The 17,348-nt window shown below is 41.4% G+C and carries 16 protein-coding genes; 15 read left to right on the top strand and 1 reads right to left on the bottom strand.

The window, feature by feature from the left end:
* From K5Q29_RS08225 to K5Q29_RS08200, 6 genes are all read left to right on the top strand, one after another.
* Positions 1-581 (top strand): IS3 family transposase (locus tag K5Q29_RS08225; protein ID WP_205032667.1); only part of this gene is annotated, 581 nt, incomplete at its 5' end.
* 892 nt (positions 582-1,473) lie between these two features.
* Positions 1,474-3,036: a 2-isopropylmalate synthase gene (locus K5Q29_RS08220; RefSeq protein ID WP_105139699.1), complete on the top strand. Its 1,563-nt coding sequence runs from the start codon at positions 1,474-1,476 to the stop codon at positions 3,034-3,036.
* A gap of 8 nt (positions 3,037-3,044) precedes the next feature.
* The gene (gene leuB, locus K5Q29_RS08215) at positions 3,045-4,097 is read left to right on the top strand and encodes a 3-isopropylmalate dehydrogenase (protein WP_105139698.1); all 1,053 of its coding nucleotides are present in this window, start codon (positions 3,045-3,047) and stop codon (positions 4,095-4,097) included.
* Positions 4,094-5,485, top strand: coding sequence for a 3-isopropylmalate dehydratase large subunit (gene leuC, locus K5Q29_RS08210; protein WP_105139697.1), 1,392 nt, complete (start codon positions 4,094-4,096; stop codon positions 5,483-5,485). Before leuB ends, leuC begins: the two co-directional genes overlap by 4 nt.
* Positions 5,485-6,078: a 3-isopropylmalate dehydratase small subunit gene (gene leuD, locus K5Q29_RS08205; protein WP_105139696.1), complete on the top strand. Its 594-nt coding sequence runs from the start codon at positions 5,485-5,487 to the stop codon at positions 6,076-6,078. Before leuC ends, leuD begins: the two co-directional genes overlap by 1 nt.
* A 59-nt stretch (positions 6,079-6,137) precedes the next feature.
* Positions 6,138-6,923, top strand: a complete 786-nt coding sequence (locus K5Q29_RS08200) for an L-threonylcarbamoyladenylate synthase (RefSeq protein WP_105139695.1) — start codon at positions 6,138-6,140, stop codon at positions 6,921-6,923.
* A gap of 83 nt (positions 6,924-7,006) precedes the next feature.
* Here the strand turns inward: K5Q29_RS08200 and def are convergent, their stop codons facing one another.
* On the bottom strand, positions 7,007-7,621 hold the full coding sequence (def, locus tag K5Q29_RS08195; RefSeq protein ID WP_002938371.1) for a peptide deformylase: 615 nt from the start codon (positions 7,619-7,621) through the stop codon (positions 7,007-7,009).
* Positions 7,622-7,750: 129 nt separating this feature from the next.
* On the opposite strand from def, the gene K5Q29_RS08190 reads away from it, so the two are divergent.
* The 9 genes from K5Q29_RS08190 to K5Q29_RS10765 all read left to right on the top strand — a co-directional run bounded on the left by K5Q29_RS08190 (position 7,751) and on the right by K5Q29_RS10765 (position 17,345).
* Entirely contained in the window at positions 7,751-8,914 is a 1,164-nt protein-coding gene (locus K5Q29_RS08190; RefSeq protein WP_205032666.1) for an MFS transporter, read from the top strand.
* Positions 8,915-9,263: 349 nt separating this feature from the next.
* Positions 9,264-10,760, top strand: coding sequence for an ATP-dependent endonuclease (locus K5Q29_RS08185; RefSeq protein WP_205032665.1), 1,497 nt, complete (start codon positions 9,264-9,266; stop codon positions 10,758-10,760).
* Positions 10,761-11,224: 464 nt separating this feature from the next.
* Positions 11,225-11,851 (top strand): GNAT family N-acetyltransferase, encoded by a 627-nt coding sequence (locus K5Q29_RS08175; protein ID WP_239515213.1) that lies wholly within the window; start codon positions 11,225-11,227, stop codon positions 11,849-11,851.
* Positions 11,842-12,570, top strand: a complete 729-nt coding sequence (locus tag K5Q29_RS08170; protein WP_205032664.1) for a pseudouridine synthase — start codon at positions 11,842-11,844, stop codon at positions 12,568-12,570. The genes K5Q29_RS08175 and K5Q29_RS08170 overlap by 10 nt, the downstream gene beginning before the upstream one ends.
* Before the next feature lie 402 nt (positions 12,571-12,972).
* Positions 12,973-13,482 carry a hypothetical protein gene (locus tag K5Q29_RS08165; protein WP_205032663.1) on the top strand — a complete coding sequence of 170 codons (510 nt, stop codon included), beginning with the start codon at positions 12,973-12,975 and terminating at the stop codon, positions 13,480-13,482.
* Between the two features lie 256 nt (positions 13,483-13,738).
* Positions 13,739-15,601 (top strand): AAA family ATPase, encoded by a 1,863-nt coding sequence (locus K5Q29_RS08160; protein ID WP_239515212.1) that lies wholly within the window; start codon positions 13,739-13,741, stop codon positions 15,599-15,601.
* Positions 15,602-15,617: 16 nt separating this feature from the next.
* Positions 15,618-16,148, top strand: a complete 531-nt coding sequence (locus K5Q29_RS08155; RefSeq protein WP_024407948.1) for a hypothetical protein — start codon at positions 15,618-15,620, stop codon at positions 16,146-16,148.
* A 33-nt stretch (positions 16,149-16,181) separates the two neighbouring features.
* Positions 16,182-17,132, top strand: coding sequence for a YafY family protein (locus tag K5Q29_RS08150; protein ID WP_205032662.1), 951 nt, complete (start codon positions 16,182-16,184; stop codon positions 17,130-17,132).
* An 87-nt stretch (positions 17,133-17,219) separates the two neighbouring features.
* Positions 17,220-17,345: a hypothetical protein gene (locus K5Q29_RS10765; protein ID WP_260619135.1), complete on the top strand. Its 126-nt coding sequence runs from the start codon at positions 17,220-17,222 to the stop codon at positions 17,343-17,345.
* Positions 17,346-17,348: the final 3 nt, after the last annotated feature.

Below are 17,348 nucleotides of genomic sequence, written 5' to 3'. Positions count from 1 at the left end.
TTCGCTCCATTATCAGAAGATCCAAGGGATATTGCACCAAGACTAGCTTTGTCAATGTAGAAGACAATATTCTCAATCGTGATTTTACAGCTACTGCCCCCAATCAGAAATGGTGTACAGATGTGACGTTTTTGAAGTACGGTATCGGCTGTAAAGCCTATTTGAGTGCGATTAAGGACCTTTACGACGGCTCAATTGTCGCTTATGTGGTTGGTCAGTTTAATGATAATGAATTGGTATTCGAAACACTTCGTAAAGCCCGAACAGCTAATCCTGAGGCGACACCATTGATTCACAGCGACCGAGGTTCACAATATACTTCGAAAGATTATTACCGTCTGACGACTCAGTATCAGATGACACGCTCTATGTCTCGTGTTGGTAAGTGTATTGACAACGCACCAATTGAGAGCTTCTTTGGGCACTTTAAGACGGAGTGCTATGATTTGAAGAAGTATAAGACTTTTGAGGAGCTGGTGTCAGATATTGATGCCTACATCTATTTTTATAATCATCAACGTTTTCAAGAACGCAACAACGGCTTTGCACCTCTTGAAATGAGGAACAAGGCCGTCGCCTAATCTTTTATTATTTCATTGTCCACTTGACAGGGAGCAGTTCAGGATGAGGTTTGGTTTTATTTGTGGAGGGATTTGCGTGAATTGCCGTATTGTTCGGATTTTTCAGAAAATTTCAACATTTGTATTGACAAGTGAAAAAAAGTAAGGTATCATTGTAAACAATTAAGAACCTGTATTCACAAGTAAAGCACTTGTATATAAGAGGTGATTTTTCGCTAATCAAGGCAGTTTTTTGAAGGAATACTGCCCGTATTTTGAAAAAAACTAACGATGAGTAGCTGAAATACTAGCCTTAGATAAAAGTGCTGAACTGTGAATACAGGTTCCAGAACACTGAAAGGAAAAAGTCAAATGAAACCAGTCACTACAAACTTTACTTTGTTGTTGCGACGGTTGGGCTAGTGCACTAGGTAGCATTAGTCCTGTTTGGCTTACCAAGCGGGCGCTGTTGACAACATCTCGCAGGTGGTTATCCTCGAGGTGTTTTCTTTTTTATCGTCATTTAGTTTACTTTTATTACTTCGACGACTGAAAAGCTCCAGTGGAGGTTTTCAGCCTACCACCTGTCATTAAAAGAGTGGTAGTTTGAAACTTCGTTTCCTTATTTCCAACTTCAAATAATTTCATCATTATTTGAACTCGCTTTGCCGTACTCCACGGATGTGATTTGCTTTGCAAGTCTAATCTCCGACCTTGCACAGTCCACTGGACTATGCAAGCTGTCTTCGGCTTTTGATGCGAACTAAGTTCGCTCTATTTCCCACCTCCAACAGTCACTACTCTGACTGTTGGAGCTAGTACTAAAAGTAAGTTGAATGGACTGTCAAAATTATAGAGTAAGGAACTAGTTGTTCGTATATCTTTAATTTGAAGAGTTTAGAAAGGTATTCTTATGCGTGTGATTGAATTTTTAGATACGACTTTACGGGATGGTGAACAGACGCCTGGTGTGAATTTTTCTATCAAGGAAAAAGTGACCATCGCCAAGCAGTTGGAGAAATGGGGGATTTCTGCCATTGAAGCGGGTTTCCCAGCGGCCAGTCCTGATTCTTTTGAAGCGGTTCGTCAGATTGCGGCGGCTATGACCAAGACGGCTGTAACAGGTTTGGCTCGGTCAGTCAAATCAGACATTGACGCTTGTTATGAGGCTCTGAAAGATGCCAAGTATCCGCAGATCCATGTTTTCATTGCGACCAGTCCCATTCACCGTGAATTCAAACTTCAAAAGACCAAGGAAGAAATTTTGGCGCAAATCACTGAACATGTCAGCTATGCCCGTGAGCGTTTTGAGGTGGTAGAGTTCTCGCCAGAGGATGCGACACGGACGGAGTTGGATTATTTGCTTCAAGTGGTGCAGACAGCGGTAGATGCCGGTGCGACCTACATCAACATTCCAGATACAGTCGGCTTTACGACCCCGCAGCACTACGGAGAAATTTTCCGTTACTTGACAAGCAACGTCAAATCGGACCGTGAGATTATTTTCAGTCCCCATTGCCACAATGACCTTGGTATGGCTGTTGCCAATACCCTTTCAGCCATAAAAAACGGTGCCGGTCGTGTTGAGGGAACTATCAACGGTATCGGTGAGCGAGCAGGAAATGCGGCCCTTGAAGAAGTAGCTGTTGCCCTTGAAATTCGGAAAGATTTTTACGATGTGACCAGTCCGATTGTCCTTAAGGAAACGCTCAATACTTCGGAATTAGTATCTCGCTTTTCTGGGATAGCCATTCCACGCAATAAGGCGGTGGTCGGTGGCAATGCCTTCTCTCATGAGTCAGGTATCCACCAAGATGGTGTCTTGAAAAATCCATTGACTTATGAAATCATTACACCTGAGTTGGTAGGGGTCAAGAAAAATTCTCTGCCACTGGGTAAACTATCTGGTCGCCATGCCTTTGTAGAAAAGCTGAAAGAATTAGACTTGTATTTTGAAGAAAGTGATGTTGCTAGTTTGTTTGCTCGCTTTAAAAATCTGGCAGACAAGAAAGAAAAAATTACGGACGCAGATATTCGTGCCTTGGTAGCTGGGACAGAAATCAGCAATCGTGATGGTTTCCAATTTAAAGATTTGCGTTTGGATAGTCAGTCTGACGGAAGCATTCAGGCTCAAGTTACCTTTATCAATCAAGATGAGGAAGAAGTGGTTGTTGTTGAGTCAGGCAAGGGTTCGGTTGAGGCTGTCTTTAATGCCATTGACCAATTCTTCCAGCAGGAAATCAGCTTGGAACGTTATCATATCGACGCCATTACCGATGGAATTGATGCCCAAGCGCGTGTGCTTGTCGCCGTAGAAAACAAGGCAACAGAAACCGTCTTTAACGCCTCTGGTATTGACTTTGACGTATTGAAGGCTTCTGCAATTGCTTATATTCATGCCAATGTCATGGTACAGAAAGAAAATAGCGGACAGATTGATAAGAAACTATCTGAGAAAGAGTTGCCAACTAGCTAGGAGGAAATATGACGAAAAAAATTGTAGCCTTGGCTGGTGATGGAATCGGTCCTGAAATCATGGAGGCTGGCCTAGCAGTCCTCGAGGCTGTTGCTGGGCAAGTAGGATTTGATTATGAGATTGAGGAGAGAGCTTTTGGTGGCGCTGGGATTGATGCGGCTGGCCATCCTCTACCAGATGCTACCTTACAAGCCTGCCGTCAGGCGGATGCGATTTTGTTAGCAGCTATCGGTAGCCCTCAATATGATGATGCAGCTGTTCGACCAGAACAAGGCTTGCTTCAACTTCGGAAGGAATTGGGTCTCTTTGCCAATATCCGTCCGGTCAAAATTTTTGATAGCCTGAAAGACTATTCTCCTCTGAAAGCCGACCGGCTGGATGGTGTGGATTTGGTCATGGTACGGGAGTTGACAGGTGGGATTTATTTTGGAGAGCATATTCTGGAGACAGACCAAGCCAGCGATAGCAATACCTATCAGGCAGAAGAAATCGAACGAGTTGTCCGCTCTGCCTTTGACCTAGCCCAAAAAAGACGGAAAAAAGTCACCAGCATTGATAAGCAAAATGTACTGGCGACGTCAAAATTGTGGCGGAAGGTAGCGGATGAGGTGGCTAAGGACTACCCAGATGTGACCTTGGAGCACCAGTTGGTGGACAGTGCAGCCATGCTTTTGATTACCAATCCTAGTCGATTTGACGTCTTGGTGACGGAAAATCTTTTCGGAGATATTTTGTCGGATGAGGCCAGCGTATTAACAGGAACGCTAGGGGTTCTGCCTTCTGCTAGTCATGCGGTGGCAGGTCCCAGTCTCTACGAACCTATCCATGGTTCGGCACCAGATATTGCAGGTCAGGGCATTGCTAATCCTGTCAGCATGATTCTATCTGTTGCCATGATGCTGGAAGAAAGTTTTGATTTGGTCCAAGCAGGTCAGACCATTCGCCAGGCAGTTGAAGCGGTCTTTGCCAAGGGGATTTTCACTAAAGACCTAGGTGGTAGCGCCTCTACCAAAGAAATGACAGCGGCTATTATTGAACAGCTTGAAAGGAGGTCACCATGAGTGGCAAATCCATTTTCGATAAGCTCTGGGATCGCCATGTGATTACAGGGAAGGAAGGTCAGCCCCAGCTCCTCTATGTCGATCAGCATTATGTCCACGAGGTGACCAGTCCCCAGGCCTTTCAAGGATTGAGGGATACAGGGCGACCTGTTCGGCGCCCAGACTTGACCTTTGCGACCTTTGACCACAACGTACCAACCGTCGATATTCACAATATTCGTGATGTCATTTCCAAGGCTCAGATGGATGCCTTGGCGAAGAATATAGAAGATTTTGGCATTCCCCACGCAGCCCACGGTTCGGAACATCAGGGCATTGTCCACATGGTTGGACCAGAAACAGGCAGGACCCAGCCAGGAAAGTTCATCGTTTGTGGAGATAGTCACACAGCCACTCACGGAGCATTTGGAGCCATTGCCTTTGGGATTGGTACTTCCGAAGTGGAGCATGTCCTGGCAACCCAGACCATTTGGCAGGTCAAACCTAAGCGGCTCCTAGTGGAGTTTGTCGGTCAGGCCCAAGCAGGTGTCTATGCCAAGGACTTTATTCTGGCTCTGATTGCCCGCTACGGCGTGGATTGTGGACTGGGTCATGTGGTGGAGTTTGCTGGTCCAGTCATCGACCGACTCAGCATGGAAGAACGGATGACCATTTGCAATATGTCCATTGAGTTCGGCTCTAAGATGGGCATTATGGCTCCAGACCAGACCACTTTTGACTACCTGCGATGTCGTGAGTGTGCACCAGCTGACTTTGAGGCGGCTGTGGCAGACTGGAAGGAGCTCTACTCAGATGCCGACACCGTCTATGACAAGCACCTGGTCCTTGATGTGTCGGACTTGGCACCGATGGTCACTTGGGGAACGACGCCTGCTATGGGGGTTAGCTTTGACGAAACCTTCCCAGCTATCCGTGACCACAACGACGAGCGGGCCTACGCTTACATGGACTTGGCTCCTGGGCAAAAGGCTGCGGATATTCCCGTTGGCTATGTCTTCCTAGGCTCTTGTACCAATGCTCGCCTCAGCGATTTGCAGCTGGCAGCTCAGATTGTTAAGGGGCGGAAAATAGCAGAGCAGGTTACGGCCATTGTCGTTCCAGGTAGTCGCCCTGTCAAGCGAGCTGCAGAAAAGCTTGGGCTAGACAAAATTTTCATGGAGGCAGGCTTTGAATGGCGAGATCCAGGTTGCTCCATGTGTCTGGGTATGAATCCAGACAAGGTACCTGCTGGTGTCCACTGCGCCTCTACAAGTAATCGAAACTTTGAAGACCGACAGGGCTTTGGGGCCAAGACCCACTTGTGTAGTCCTGCTATGGCTGCCGCAGCTGCGCTTTTTGGACGATTTGTCGACACTAGACAGCTAGACATTCTCAAGGAGGGAGTTTAATGCACCAATTTACCACATGGACAGGAACAACCGTTCCGCTCATGAATGATAATATTGATACTGACCAGCTCCTGCCCAAGCAGTTTCTCAAGCTGATTGACAAAAAAGGCTTTGGCAAATATCTGCTCTATGCTTGGCGGTACTTGGATGATAACTACACGGATAATCCTGATTTCATTCTCAATCAGCCTGAGTATCAAGGAGCCAGTATTCTCATATCTGGGGATAACTTCGGAGCAGGTTCTTCTAGGGAACACGCTGCTTGGGCTCTGGCAGATTATGGCTTCAAGGTTATCATTGCAGGCTCCTTTGGGGATATTCACTACAACAATGACTTGAACAATGGGATTCTGCCCATTATCCAGCCCAAAGAAGTCAGGGACCAACTGGCTCAGCTGGCTCCTGACCAGGAAATCACGATTGACTTGGCAGACCAGTTGATACGGACGCCTTTTGGGGAATTCCCATTCGACATCGAACAGGACTGGAAACACAAATTGCTCAATGGCTTGGATAATATTGGTATTACATTACAGTATCAGGATTTGATTGCTGAGTATGAGGGGAATCGCCCAAGCTACTGGCAAAACTAAATATATTAGAAAACAAGCAGGTCGCTCTGCTATGGAACAAAAGAAAAGAGGAAATTATTATGACGAAACAAATTCACTGGGATGGCGCACTTTCACAAGAAGGTCTTGAGATTATCAAGGGTGAGGGAGGCGTGATTGTCTGCCCGACTAAGGTTGGTTACATCATCATGACTGCTGACAAGGCTGGTTTGGAACGTAAATTTGACGCTAAAGAGCGTAAACGTAATAAGCCGGGCGTGGTCCTTTGTGGTAGCATGGAGGAGCTTCGTGAGTTGGCTCAGTTGACTCCTGAGATTGATGCTTTCTACCAAAAACATTGGGATGAGGACATTTTGTTGGGCTGTATCCTGCCTTGGAAACCAGAGGCTTATGCCAAGTTGCAGGCTTATGGCGATGGTCGTGAAGAGTTGATGACCGACGTTCGTGGGACTTCATGCTTTGTTATCAAGTTTGGTGTGGCTGGCGAGCAGATTGCCAAGGAAATGTGGGAAAAAGAAGGCCGTATGGTCTACGCTTCATCTGCTAACCCATCAGGTAAGGGAAATCGTGGTAAGGTAGAAGGTATTGGTGAGCGTATCGCTTATAAGGTAGACTTGATTATCGAGGCGGACGACTATGTGGCATCTATCCAGCCAGACAAGACCATCGAAACCCGCTATGAGCAAGGGGTTATGGTGTCAATGGTAGATAAAGATGGTAAACTGATTCCAGAACAAGGTGCAGATAGCCGTTCTATCAGCCCATGCCCAGTTGTCATCCGTAAGGGTCTGGACATCGATAAAATCATGATGCACTTGTCTGACCACTTCAACTCTTGGGATTATAGACAAGGGGAATATTACTAAGATAATTGAGAACGATCCGAAAGGGTCGTTTTTTCGTACCAGAAAAAAACTGGCTGAAAATAATTTCAGTCAGTTTCTTATGTTTATTCAATCACCAGCATGCCTTCTTTAACGGCAAATGGGTGTTCTGGGTCAATGCGGTCGTAGAACATGACACCGTTGAGGTGGTCGATTTCGTGTTGGACCACGATGGCATTAAATCCTTTGAGTTTGATGCGGTGCTTTTCTCCGTTTTTGTCCATGTAATCAACAGTCACGCGCGCGTGGCGGACTACGTAGCCTTGGACTTCGCGGTCAACAGATAGGCAGCCTTCGCCCCCTTCCATAGCCGCTTCTTGGACAGAGTGTGCCACGATTTTAGGGTTGTACATGACTTCTTGGAGGGAGTAGGCTTGGGCAGGTGGGTTGCCTTCCTCATCTTCTGGATTTGGGACTAAGACAGCAATGATGCGTTTGGAAACGTCAATCTGAGGTGCTGCTAGACCAACTCCGCCACGGAGTTTCATCTTCTCCGCCATGACTGGATCCTGCGAATGTTTGAGGAATTGCATCATTTTTTCGCCTAAAATAATTTCCTGATCAGATAGGGGAAATGCAACTTCTTCAGCGACCTGGCGTAGGGTTGGATGCCCTTCACGGATGATGTCATCCATGTCAATCAAATGGGCAGCTTTTGTCAATCGTTCAATAACAGACATGATTCTCTCCTTTGAATATAGTTAAGATAAGTATAGCATGAAATGGGAGAGAATAAAAGTCGGACTTTTCTATCCATTCGCTTTCAAATCTGTTATACTAGTAAAAGACGAACGTTGAAAGGGAGAAAAATGAAAAGAATTTTAGAAAAAGCCAGTTTGCTGGCCCTATCCACCATGCTGGTTTCGACATTTGCAGTTTCACCAGCTATTCCGCAGATGATTGAGTATTTTGCTCAGCAGGGAATCGCAGCGGCCCAGGTGGAAAACTTGATTACGGTGACCTCCTTTGCTATTATGGTTACTCTATTGGCAAACGGTCTAGTTGTCCGTTTCTTGTCTGAACGAAACATTATCATTGCAGGGCTTTTGCTTATGGCCATTGGCGGAGCTTTGCCCATGTTTCTAACTGCTTATCCTCTGATTTTATTGGCTCGTATCTTGCTTGGTTTGGGGATTGGTTTGATCAATGCGCGTGCTATTAATATCATCGGTAATTTTTTCACCGGTCAGGAGCGGGTACAGATGATGGGCTTGCGTGGTTCAGCAGAGGTTTTGGGAAGCGCAGGACTTACCCTCCTTGTCGGTTGGTTGACCCAGTTTGGTTGGCAACCTGCCTTCTTGGTCTACCTTTTTGCCTTGGTCATTTTGGCTCTCTTCCTTCTCTTTGTTCCCAAGGAGGAATTGCTGGCACGCATGGAGGTGAAGGTTGAGGAGAACGCACCCAAGGTCAAACTGGACAAGACCATGTGGATGATGGGCATTTATCTGGCATTCTTAGCCTTCTTTGTTATCAATGTCAATACCTTCCTGACCATTCGTATTCCTCAAATTGTTTTGGCCAAGGGCATTGGTACTGCTCAGCAAGCCAGTCTCATTCTCAGTCTTATGCAGGTCATGGGGATTGTGGCAGGGACGGTCTTTAGTAGCCTGGTTGGTCATTTGAAGGGCTGGCTTTTAGCGGTTTCCTACGTGGTCTTTGGACTCGCGGTTGTCGGCATTGCCTTTGCGGATAATCTCTGGGTGCTTGGGCTCGGTGGTATGGTGTCAGGATTTTTCTACAGCATCATTCTAACCATTGTCTTTAGTCAGGTAACAGACCGAGCGCCTAAGGCCTTGCTCAATGCAGTCATGACAATCGTCCTTATGGGCTGCAATATCGGCGGAGCCACATCTGCCATCTTGCCGACTTATCTGGAAAAACTCAACCCAACCCCAACAGGAGCCTTTGGTATCTACGCCATCGGCTGTGCCTTGATAAGCGCTGGCTTGATTTATAAACAACTGAAGAAGTGAGGCTGGGCAAAAACTAGCCAGTAAATAAAAAAACACAGATAGATTAGGAGCGGATTTCCGCTCCTTTTTGGTATAATGTCCACACCTCACTGAATAGTCTATTAGTATACGAGTGAAGTTTTCCTGTTTATACTCTTCGAAAATCAAAATTATCCGTTGTCAACTTGTCTTGATGAACTCCAGTTCTATCTTCGACTTCGTTTCCTAGGCTACTTTTGATTTTCGTTGAGTATTATTTTGTTGTTATAATGTAAAACAAATATTAAAGTTTACATCATCTTTTGCCCAAAAAACCACATTTAATATGCTATAATATTGCTAAAATAATAAAATTGAAAGGCAGACTAAAATGTATATTTCGAAAATGAAGTTAGAAAACTTTAAATGTTTTAAGGGTGTGAAAGAATTAACCTTTAATGCTGGGGTTAATTATTTTGTTGGTAATAATAACTGCGGTAAGACTACAATCTTTAAAGCTATTGAGTTTCTTAAGTCGGCCAAAACAAAAGAAGGATGGATTACGAAGGGGGAAGAAGATAATGATGTTACGGTAGAGATAACATTTGAGGACGAAAATTTAGCTGAATTTTTAGAACGAGAAGACTTAAAAAAATTTCAACCATATCTTATTGATGATTCAAAACTAGTAATCAGGAAAAGCTCTAAGCCTAGTAGTTGGAGAGATAGCAGAGGGAAAGATAAGGAGATTTCGATTAAGAATGTCTCAGCGTTCAATCCAGAGACTAATATTTTTGAAAATCCTTTCGGTGTCGGGGACACTGTTTCGGCACTATTTGATTCGCAGTTTGTTTGGTCAGATTTAAATAGCGATGAGTATAATAATTTTGGAAAAACAACAACGATAGTAAGTAAATTAATTAATAATATTACCGAAAATTTTAGAAAGTCTGATAAATGGATAGAATTTGAAAAGGCGCATAAAGAAACTTTTGGGGATGAAGGATTAGTTAATATTTTGAATGGTTTGCAGTCCAAAATTGAAGATATTATGAAAAATCAATATGGAGAAACAAAAGTCAATTTTTCTTTCGGTATACCAACGATTGATAATTTTTTTAAAACTGGGAAAATTTTATTAGAAGATAATGGTATTCAGACGGATATTTCTGAAAAAGGTACGGGTATGCAGCGAGCTCTTGCATTAACACTGATACAGGTATATTCGCAGATAGGAGATGAATCTGGAGGAATTTCTAAACCTATTTTATTTTTCATAGATGAGCCCGAAACATTTCTACACCCTTCGGCTCAGGATAAATTGCTTCAGTCTTTAAACAGGCTGTCGTACAATCATCAAATATTTATTACTACACATTCGCCATATCTATTGAAAAATTTCAATAGTGAGATAAATAAACTGAGTATTTTTTCTAGGGCTGAAAATACTATTAATATAGAGGAAGATATTCAGTTAAATCTATTTCCCTATAGTCCTTCTTGGGGTGAAATCAATTATAAAGCTTTCGGCGTTGTTAGTGAAGAATTTCATAATGAGCTTTTTGGATTACTGCATAATAAAGCGCGTGAAACGCGAGAAACTTATGATGCGGGAAACAAGACTGTTGGTGTAAGTATAGCTAGCTTCGATGATTGGCTCAGTGAGCAAGCTTACATTACTCTAGTAGATGAAAATCATCAAAATAAAAACCCTCGAGATAATCGAATTGATAAATCTATGAGTGCCTATATTAGAAACTATATAGATCATCCAGGTGATGATAATACATTACCTACGGGCTCTAGCCGAACAAAGCCAAATATTGATGAAATTCGTGAATCCATTAATAGTATGATAAAAATTTACAATGATTACTACTTGCAGTAATTGACTAGTATCTCTATTTTCTCTAAATAGTTTGAGGATAGATGGTCACTCTTAACATGTCATCATTAATAAAAATAATCAGGTAACTTATTGTCTATTTTGCGAGTCTTTCACCAATATGTAAAAGCTAACTTTTTCTAGAGCTAATCTGTGCTTATTTTATACTATTTTTCTACGAATAAGCTCACTCAACCGCCTCCAAAAATAATACTTAGTAGATAAAAAGTAGCCTGGTGAAACATCTCAAAAATGGCAGTATCTTCAGTGGTTATCAGGTGTTTTCTTATCTTTCAGAGATGTATCTAACCGCAATAAGACTCTTTAACAAAAGTTTTAAAAGCTTTATGAATTTTAGATAAGGTATATAGACTATTGACTTTATATATTCTCGCGATTTTGAGTGGTTAATAGACGTTTAATATATATTCTTAGGGTTGCTGTTTGGACTGTGGTATAATATTCCTATGTTAGAAAACAACCGCTTAAATGAATTAATACTTCGCTTTCCCGAGGATGTTCAGTTGATTTTTAAGGACATGATTCCCTCCTATCAGTTGGGCTATGCGGATTATGTCTATCAGACAGATAATTACGCCACCCAAAACCGTCGGATTAAAAATTTGGCAAAAAATTTCCGAAGAATGGATTATTTTTACATCATGCCCCTGCCCCAGGATCTGGCATTGGAAATTGCTAACCAATGGCGCTATCAACCACCTTTGGATGCCTATACGATTAGTGCAAACCCCAAGATCTATGCTGAGATGATTTCACCGGAGGCGCGTGGGGACCGCTTTTTTGCAGTCATCCGTAATGCCGCCCTCATGGGCTATTTCTGTATTGACCAAGATGGTGAGACCGTTGACATTCGTTTGGGTATGAAACCGTCTTTGACAGGTCAGGGAAATGGCAGAGCTTTCTATCAGACTATTGAAGATTACATAGTGGAACATGTTCAGCCAGCTAGTATCAAACTGACAGTTGCTAGCTCTCATCAAGCAGCTCAAACCCTCTTTCATGCTCTTGGATTTACAGAAAGAGAACAGCAAGCAGAATATATCAAAATGGAAAAGAAACTCGTATGCGATTAGATAAATTTTTAGTGGATTGTGGTGTTGGCAGTCGGACAGAAGTCAAGAAAGTCCTGAAAAACAAGCAAGTCACAGTCAATGGCCAAGTAGAGACGTCCCCCAAGCAACAGATTGATGAAAAGACGGACCAGATTGCAGTAGCAGGCCAGGTCTTGAGCCATGAGACCTTTGTTTATTATGTATTGAACAAACCCAAAGGAGTTATTTCAGCAACCGAGGATGACCGCCATCGGACTGTCTTGGACCTGCTAGATAATACAGCTCGCCAGAAGGAAGTTTTTCCAGTTGGGCGCTTGGACATCGATACCCATGGCTTGCTCCTCTTGACCAACAACGGTCAGCTGGCTCATGCCATGCTTTCTCCGAAAAAACATGTTGACAAAATCTACCGTGCTCAAGTTGACGGAATCATGACCCAAGAGGATGTCGAACGATTTGCGGCAGGAATGGAGCTGAAAGACTTTACCTGTCAGCCAGCCCAGTTGACCATCCTCTTTACAGATGAAGCTAAGCAGACCTCACTGGTTGACATCACCATCCGAGAAGGGAAATTTCACCAGGTCAAACGCATGGTACAGGCCTGCGGAAAGACGGTGACAGACTTGCAACGATTGACCATGGGGCCTCTTCGCTTAGATTCAAAATTAGCGCTTGGAGAATACCGCAGGTTGACTGCTGCCGAATTAAAGCAATTAGAAGTCTTTGGTGTGGAATTATAGATAAAATAGAAGAGACTTGCTCCCGATTGGAGGTCTTCTTCTTTTTGGGGTAAGTAAAAAATGCTAAGGATGCACAGTTGTCGCATCTGAAATTCTAGCCCCTGCTTGACCGTATTTGGTATAACATATTACAATATATATAAGAACCTATGTTCACAGTTCATCGCTTCCATTGGAGTGTTTGAAGGTGGAGATAAGGAAAGGAAATTCCTGACCAATTAGGTGGTAGGCGAAAACAGCCACAGGAGCTTTTTACTCGTCGAAGCAATAAGGTGAAACTAAATGATGATAGAGTCAAGTATTCCTTCAAAAAATTGCCTTGATGAGCAAAAACGATTTCTTGCATAAGAACACTTTGTTTATGAATATAGGTTCTAAGATTTGTCCAAGAGAGGTTATTCTATGTTGAAATATATCCGTGCCCTTCCCCTTGTTATAGTAGCGGGAGCGGTTGTTTACTTTACTATTTTTATCTGTATTGATAATGGTGATTGGACCTATGTTGTGACTAGAGCGCTTGGGCTTAAGGAAGAACATGCCAATAATGTTTCTTTGATTGTAATTGGTACCCAATCACTTTTTCTGACTTCGGATTGGTTTTACAAGCGGATTCGTGCCTTTCTCAATCGTCGTTTGGAAAAGGCAAAAGGGCTTAATCGGCAGATTTATTTGGGCTATAAGGCAGGGATTGAGTTTTTGATGGCTCTGCCCAAACGAACTATTTTATTCACATTCTATCTACTTTTAGTAGTTGCTGAAAGTGTTGGTCTGATTGAAAAAGCCAAGGACTATGCTGCGGTAATCATCTTCATAATTGCTGTTGACCGCGTGACCAAAATCTGGCCGGAGGAAAAGCGGAGAATGATGGAGTTTGGTCAGAAGATTAAGAAACGGATTAAGAGTGTGGAGTAGGGAGAGTTGTTTGGATATATTTATTTTTTGAAAATCTAATGCAGGTCTTCTTCTATTGAGAGAATGAACGGAACAGTGTGTTGTCTGTGTCTTACTGAAGGAATTCTAAGCAGTGATATTGCCCTTGAGCCAAGATGCACTGAAAATAAAGTAGGGTGGAATGACACTTAAGTTTAACAATAAGCAAAGATGGACATATTTTGTCCATCTATTTTTATATACTTCTTATTGAGAATATCAGAATAGAGGGGTAAAGATGAACTATTATCACATAAAATTAATGGGAGATGTACAGCAACTAGAGCGACCTAGTGAATCTTTTACACAAGAAAATAATTGGATGTATTTTTTGAAGGAAAAAGAAGATTTATTTATTGTAACGGGAGCTGCAAATACAAAACGAGAAATAGCAAAAAAGGTTCAATCACTTTGGAAAGTGGATGTCTATTTAGATGGCTATTCTTCACTAAACGAGAATGATTTTATTGAAAAAGTTGGGCGTGAAAATTTGGGAGAATTTGGTTATTTCTTATTGAAGCAATCAAAGGAAGATAAGCAAGGTCTTACTCTGAATGAGGATGTTTTATCAGAAAATATGATTGGTCTTACTACATTCAAAAATAGTATTCAGCATCTTATAAACTATTTAGCCTATCAATCAAACTATTTAGAATCGCATACGAAAGAGCCATTTTTCTTAATTTTCAACGGTCAAAAGGGGACTGGACGAAAATATGCCCTCCAATATTTAGAACGCTTGTTCGACTTGAAAGCAGTTGATACTCATTGTAGCGAATACTTTCTTCCTAAGACTGAAGAAAAACAATTTCCAGTTGTTTATGACTATTTAAAAGCAAGAGCTCGTCCTAAATTAGAACTTTTCGCTAATATCAATACAAAGAAGGAGAATAATATTTGTATTCTAATTGCTCAATCGACTGAAGAAGCTAAAAAAATAGAAATGGAATTACAGGAGGAATACTATAATGTAAATAGAATCGAGTTTCCTCTTTATACAAATGACGAACTGGTTGAAATTGCTATTCAACTATTAGCAAAAAGACGAATTAGTATAGACAAGAAAATTGTTAGGGAGTATGTAGAAAAGGCTTCAAATCTCATCAATGCAAAAGATATTCGACGAATGGTTCAGAGAATCCATGAATATGCGGTGGCAACCAATTATTGTCAAGAAAACGGATTGCTGGATCTGGGTCACTTTAGTTTGCAAAAGGAACAATCTAAAAGTAAATGTGGCCAAGCTGAGAAGAGGCTGAATCAAATGATTGGTCTTCAATCTGTAAAAAAATTAATCAGACAACAAGTTGCTTTTGAACAACTATCGAAACTGAGGAAAGAAAGAGGCTATCATGTTGAAGAAAGTAATGGGCACTTGTTATTTACAGGAAATCCAGGGACGGGTAAGACAGAGGTAGCTCGTCTTTATACAGAAATCCTGTATGAACATGGATTGATCGCAGAAAACAAGATAGTAGAGGTTGGAAGAGCAGATCTTATTGGGGAATATGTTGGCCAAACAGCACCAAAAATAAAAAAGGTGTTTGATAGTGCAAGTGGTGGCGTACTGTTTATCGATGAGGCTTACAGTCTGATTCCACAGAGTGAAAGAGATTTTGCTAATGAAGCTATACCCACCATTATTCAAGAAATGGAAAATCGTCGTAATGAGGTAGTTGTTATTTTTGCTGGTTATAAAGATTTGATGCACAATTTTATAGGTACGAATCCAGGATTACAATCTCGAATCTCAAACAACATTCATTTTGAAGATTACTCTGTGGACGAACTGTATGAAATTTTTAGAATGATGTTGAGTAAAAAAGAGTATTCTATTGAATCTAACTATGAGGAAGTATTGTATTCGCATTTTTCAAAAGTTGGAACAACCGAACATTTTGGCAATGGTCGTTATGTTCGTAAACTAATAGAAGCTTGTTTGTATCAACAGGCGACTCGAGTGATGGAAAAGATAGGCAATAGAACCTTAGAAGAAACAGAGATGAATGTCGTAATAGAAGCTGATATTAAAAACGCCATCCAAGAATTATCAGAGTTGGAATCAACTCAACGATTAATAGGTTTTGGATTACAGGGATAGAAGAAAGGAAATGCATATGAATAACAATGACTTGAAAGAAAACACTGTGTTTAATGATATGGAAATTTTAGAAATATTTATCGATTTGCTATACAGAAATTTGGACTCAGATACTAGGTTGAGAAGTTCTTTTGACAGTATCAATCGTGAAGTAAGTGATTTTTTGGGGATCCCTCAAAAGAGCTATATCGGACAACTTTTATATATTATTTCAGATGTTGATCAGATTAGAAGGAGCTTTGTTGACCACATAGAATTTTACTATCGAGAGATGAATAGGAAAGTGAAAAGAGTAGTTGGAGTTAGTCTAGCGATTGAAATAGTACAAAATGTTCATTTTCTAGAAGAATTTGATGTTGTGATGATTGAAAATATTGAAGAATTTTATAATAGTACCGATGCGATTCAGAAGAAGTTGGCAAGAATTTTGGAAAGTTATCTAGAAACAGGCGGAAAATTACTGGTAACAGGTTGTGAGTTTGATAATTCAAATGACGCATTGAGCAAGATTCTTTACCAAGGAAATTTATTGAATTTGACTTGTTAAGAGTGTTATAATCTTTTTAGAATTGAGGTTTCTATGAACAATCAGGAAAGATTACTTACAATATTTTTACGCTTACAATCAGGGGCGCATCTAAAAAAATCACAATTGGCAGATGAATTTGGAGTTAGTGAGAAGACTATTCAAAGAGATTTTGCTCTTCTAGGAGGATTTATCGAAAGTCGGCCAATGATTGCAGCAGAGTTAGCCTATGATCCCAAGTACCATACTCGCTTCTTAAAAGGGAAGTCTCTTTTTAACAAAAAGGAAATTCTGACCATTTCTAAAATTTTGCTAGAAAATCGGGCTTTGAATAAGGAAGAAAATAAGGCTGTTTTAGATAGCTTATTTGCTCTAGTATCAAAAGATGAGCAGAAAGAAATTTCTGCCATTATCGCCAGTGAACTCTTAAACTATGCCCCGCTTTCAGATACTCAAAACAGGATTGATAAGATTTGGGAATGGTCAGAGGCCATTCGTAAGGAATTGGTATTAGATATTCGCTACCAATCTCCCTACAATGTAGAAAAGAAACACACGGTTTTTCCTGTGTCACTCTATTACGATAGTCATTACTTTTACCTTGTAGCTTATAATCTAAAACATTCTTCCTATATGACTTTAAAGTTAGATCGGATTTTAGAGTGGAAAGTTTCGACTGAGAAGAAACCGGATATTTCTTATGGCAAAAAGTTTCGAGACGGTGAAGTACGGAATAAGCGCGTGGATTCTTTTATGGGACGGGAACTAACCATAAGAGTCAGATTTAGCTATGATCCAACCATTGTCTTGGATCAATTTCCGACAGCAAAGATTATCGAAACAAGCTTAGAGGGCAATGTGATTGAATTTGTCAGTCAAAACACACCAGGCTTAAAACGTTGGTTGCTGAGTCAGGCTGATGCCCTAACGGTGCTTTCTCCAAGTTCGCTTGTAGAAGATATGAAGCATTTTCTCAAAAAAATGCAAGAAAACTATAAAATTTAGAGAGATAGGACGCTATTTGTCCACCCTATGTATTAGAATGGATGTATAAATAGATATTGAATTCTTAATTGAAAGGAGGAGAAGTAAATGCAAGAATGGATTGTAGTAGATCAATTTGGGAATGTCCTTGCAGGACCATTTTATGACAAAACAGCCGCGGAAATGCATGCGAAAATGATTCCGAATGCAACAGTTGTTTTGAAGAACAAATAGATT

It is taken from the genome of Streptococcus sp. 2018037 (assembly GCF_019754195.1).
GTDB lineage: Bacteria > Bacillota > Bacilli > Lactobacillales > Streptococcaceae > Streptococcus > Streptococcus hashimotonensis.
Note: the sequence above shows the minus strand (reverse complement) of the source record. Positions and strands in the feature narration are given on the sequence as shown.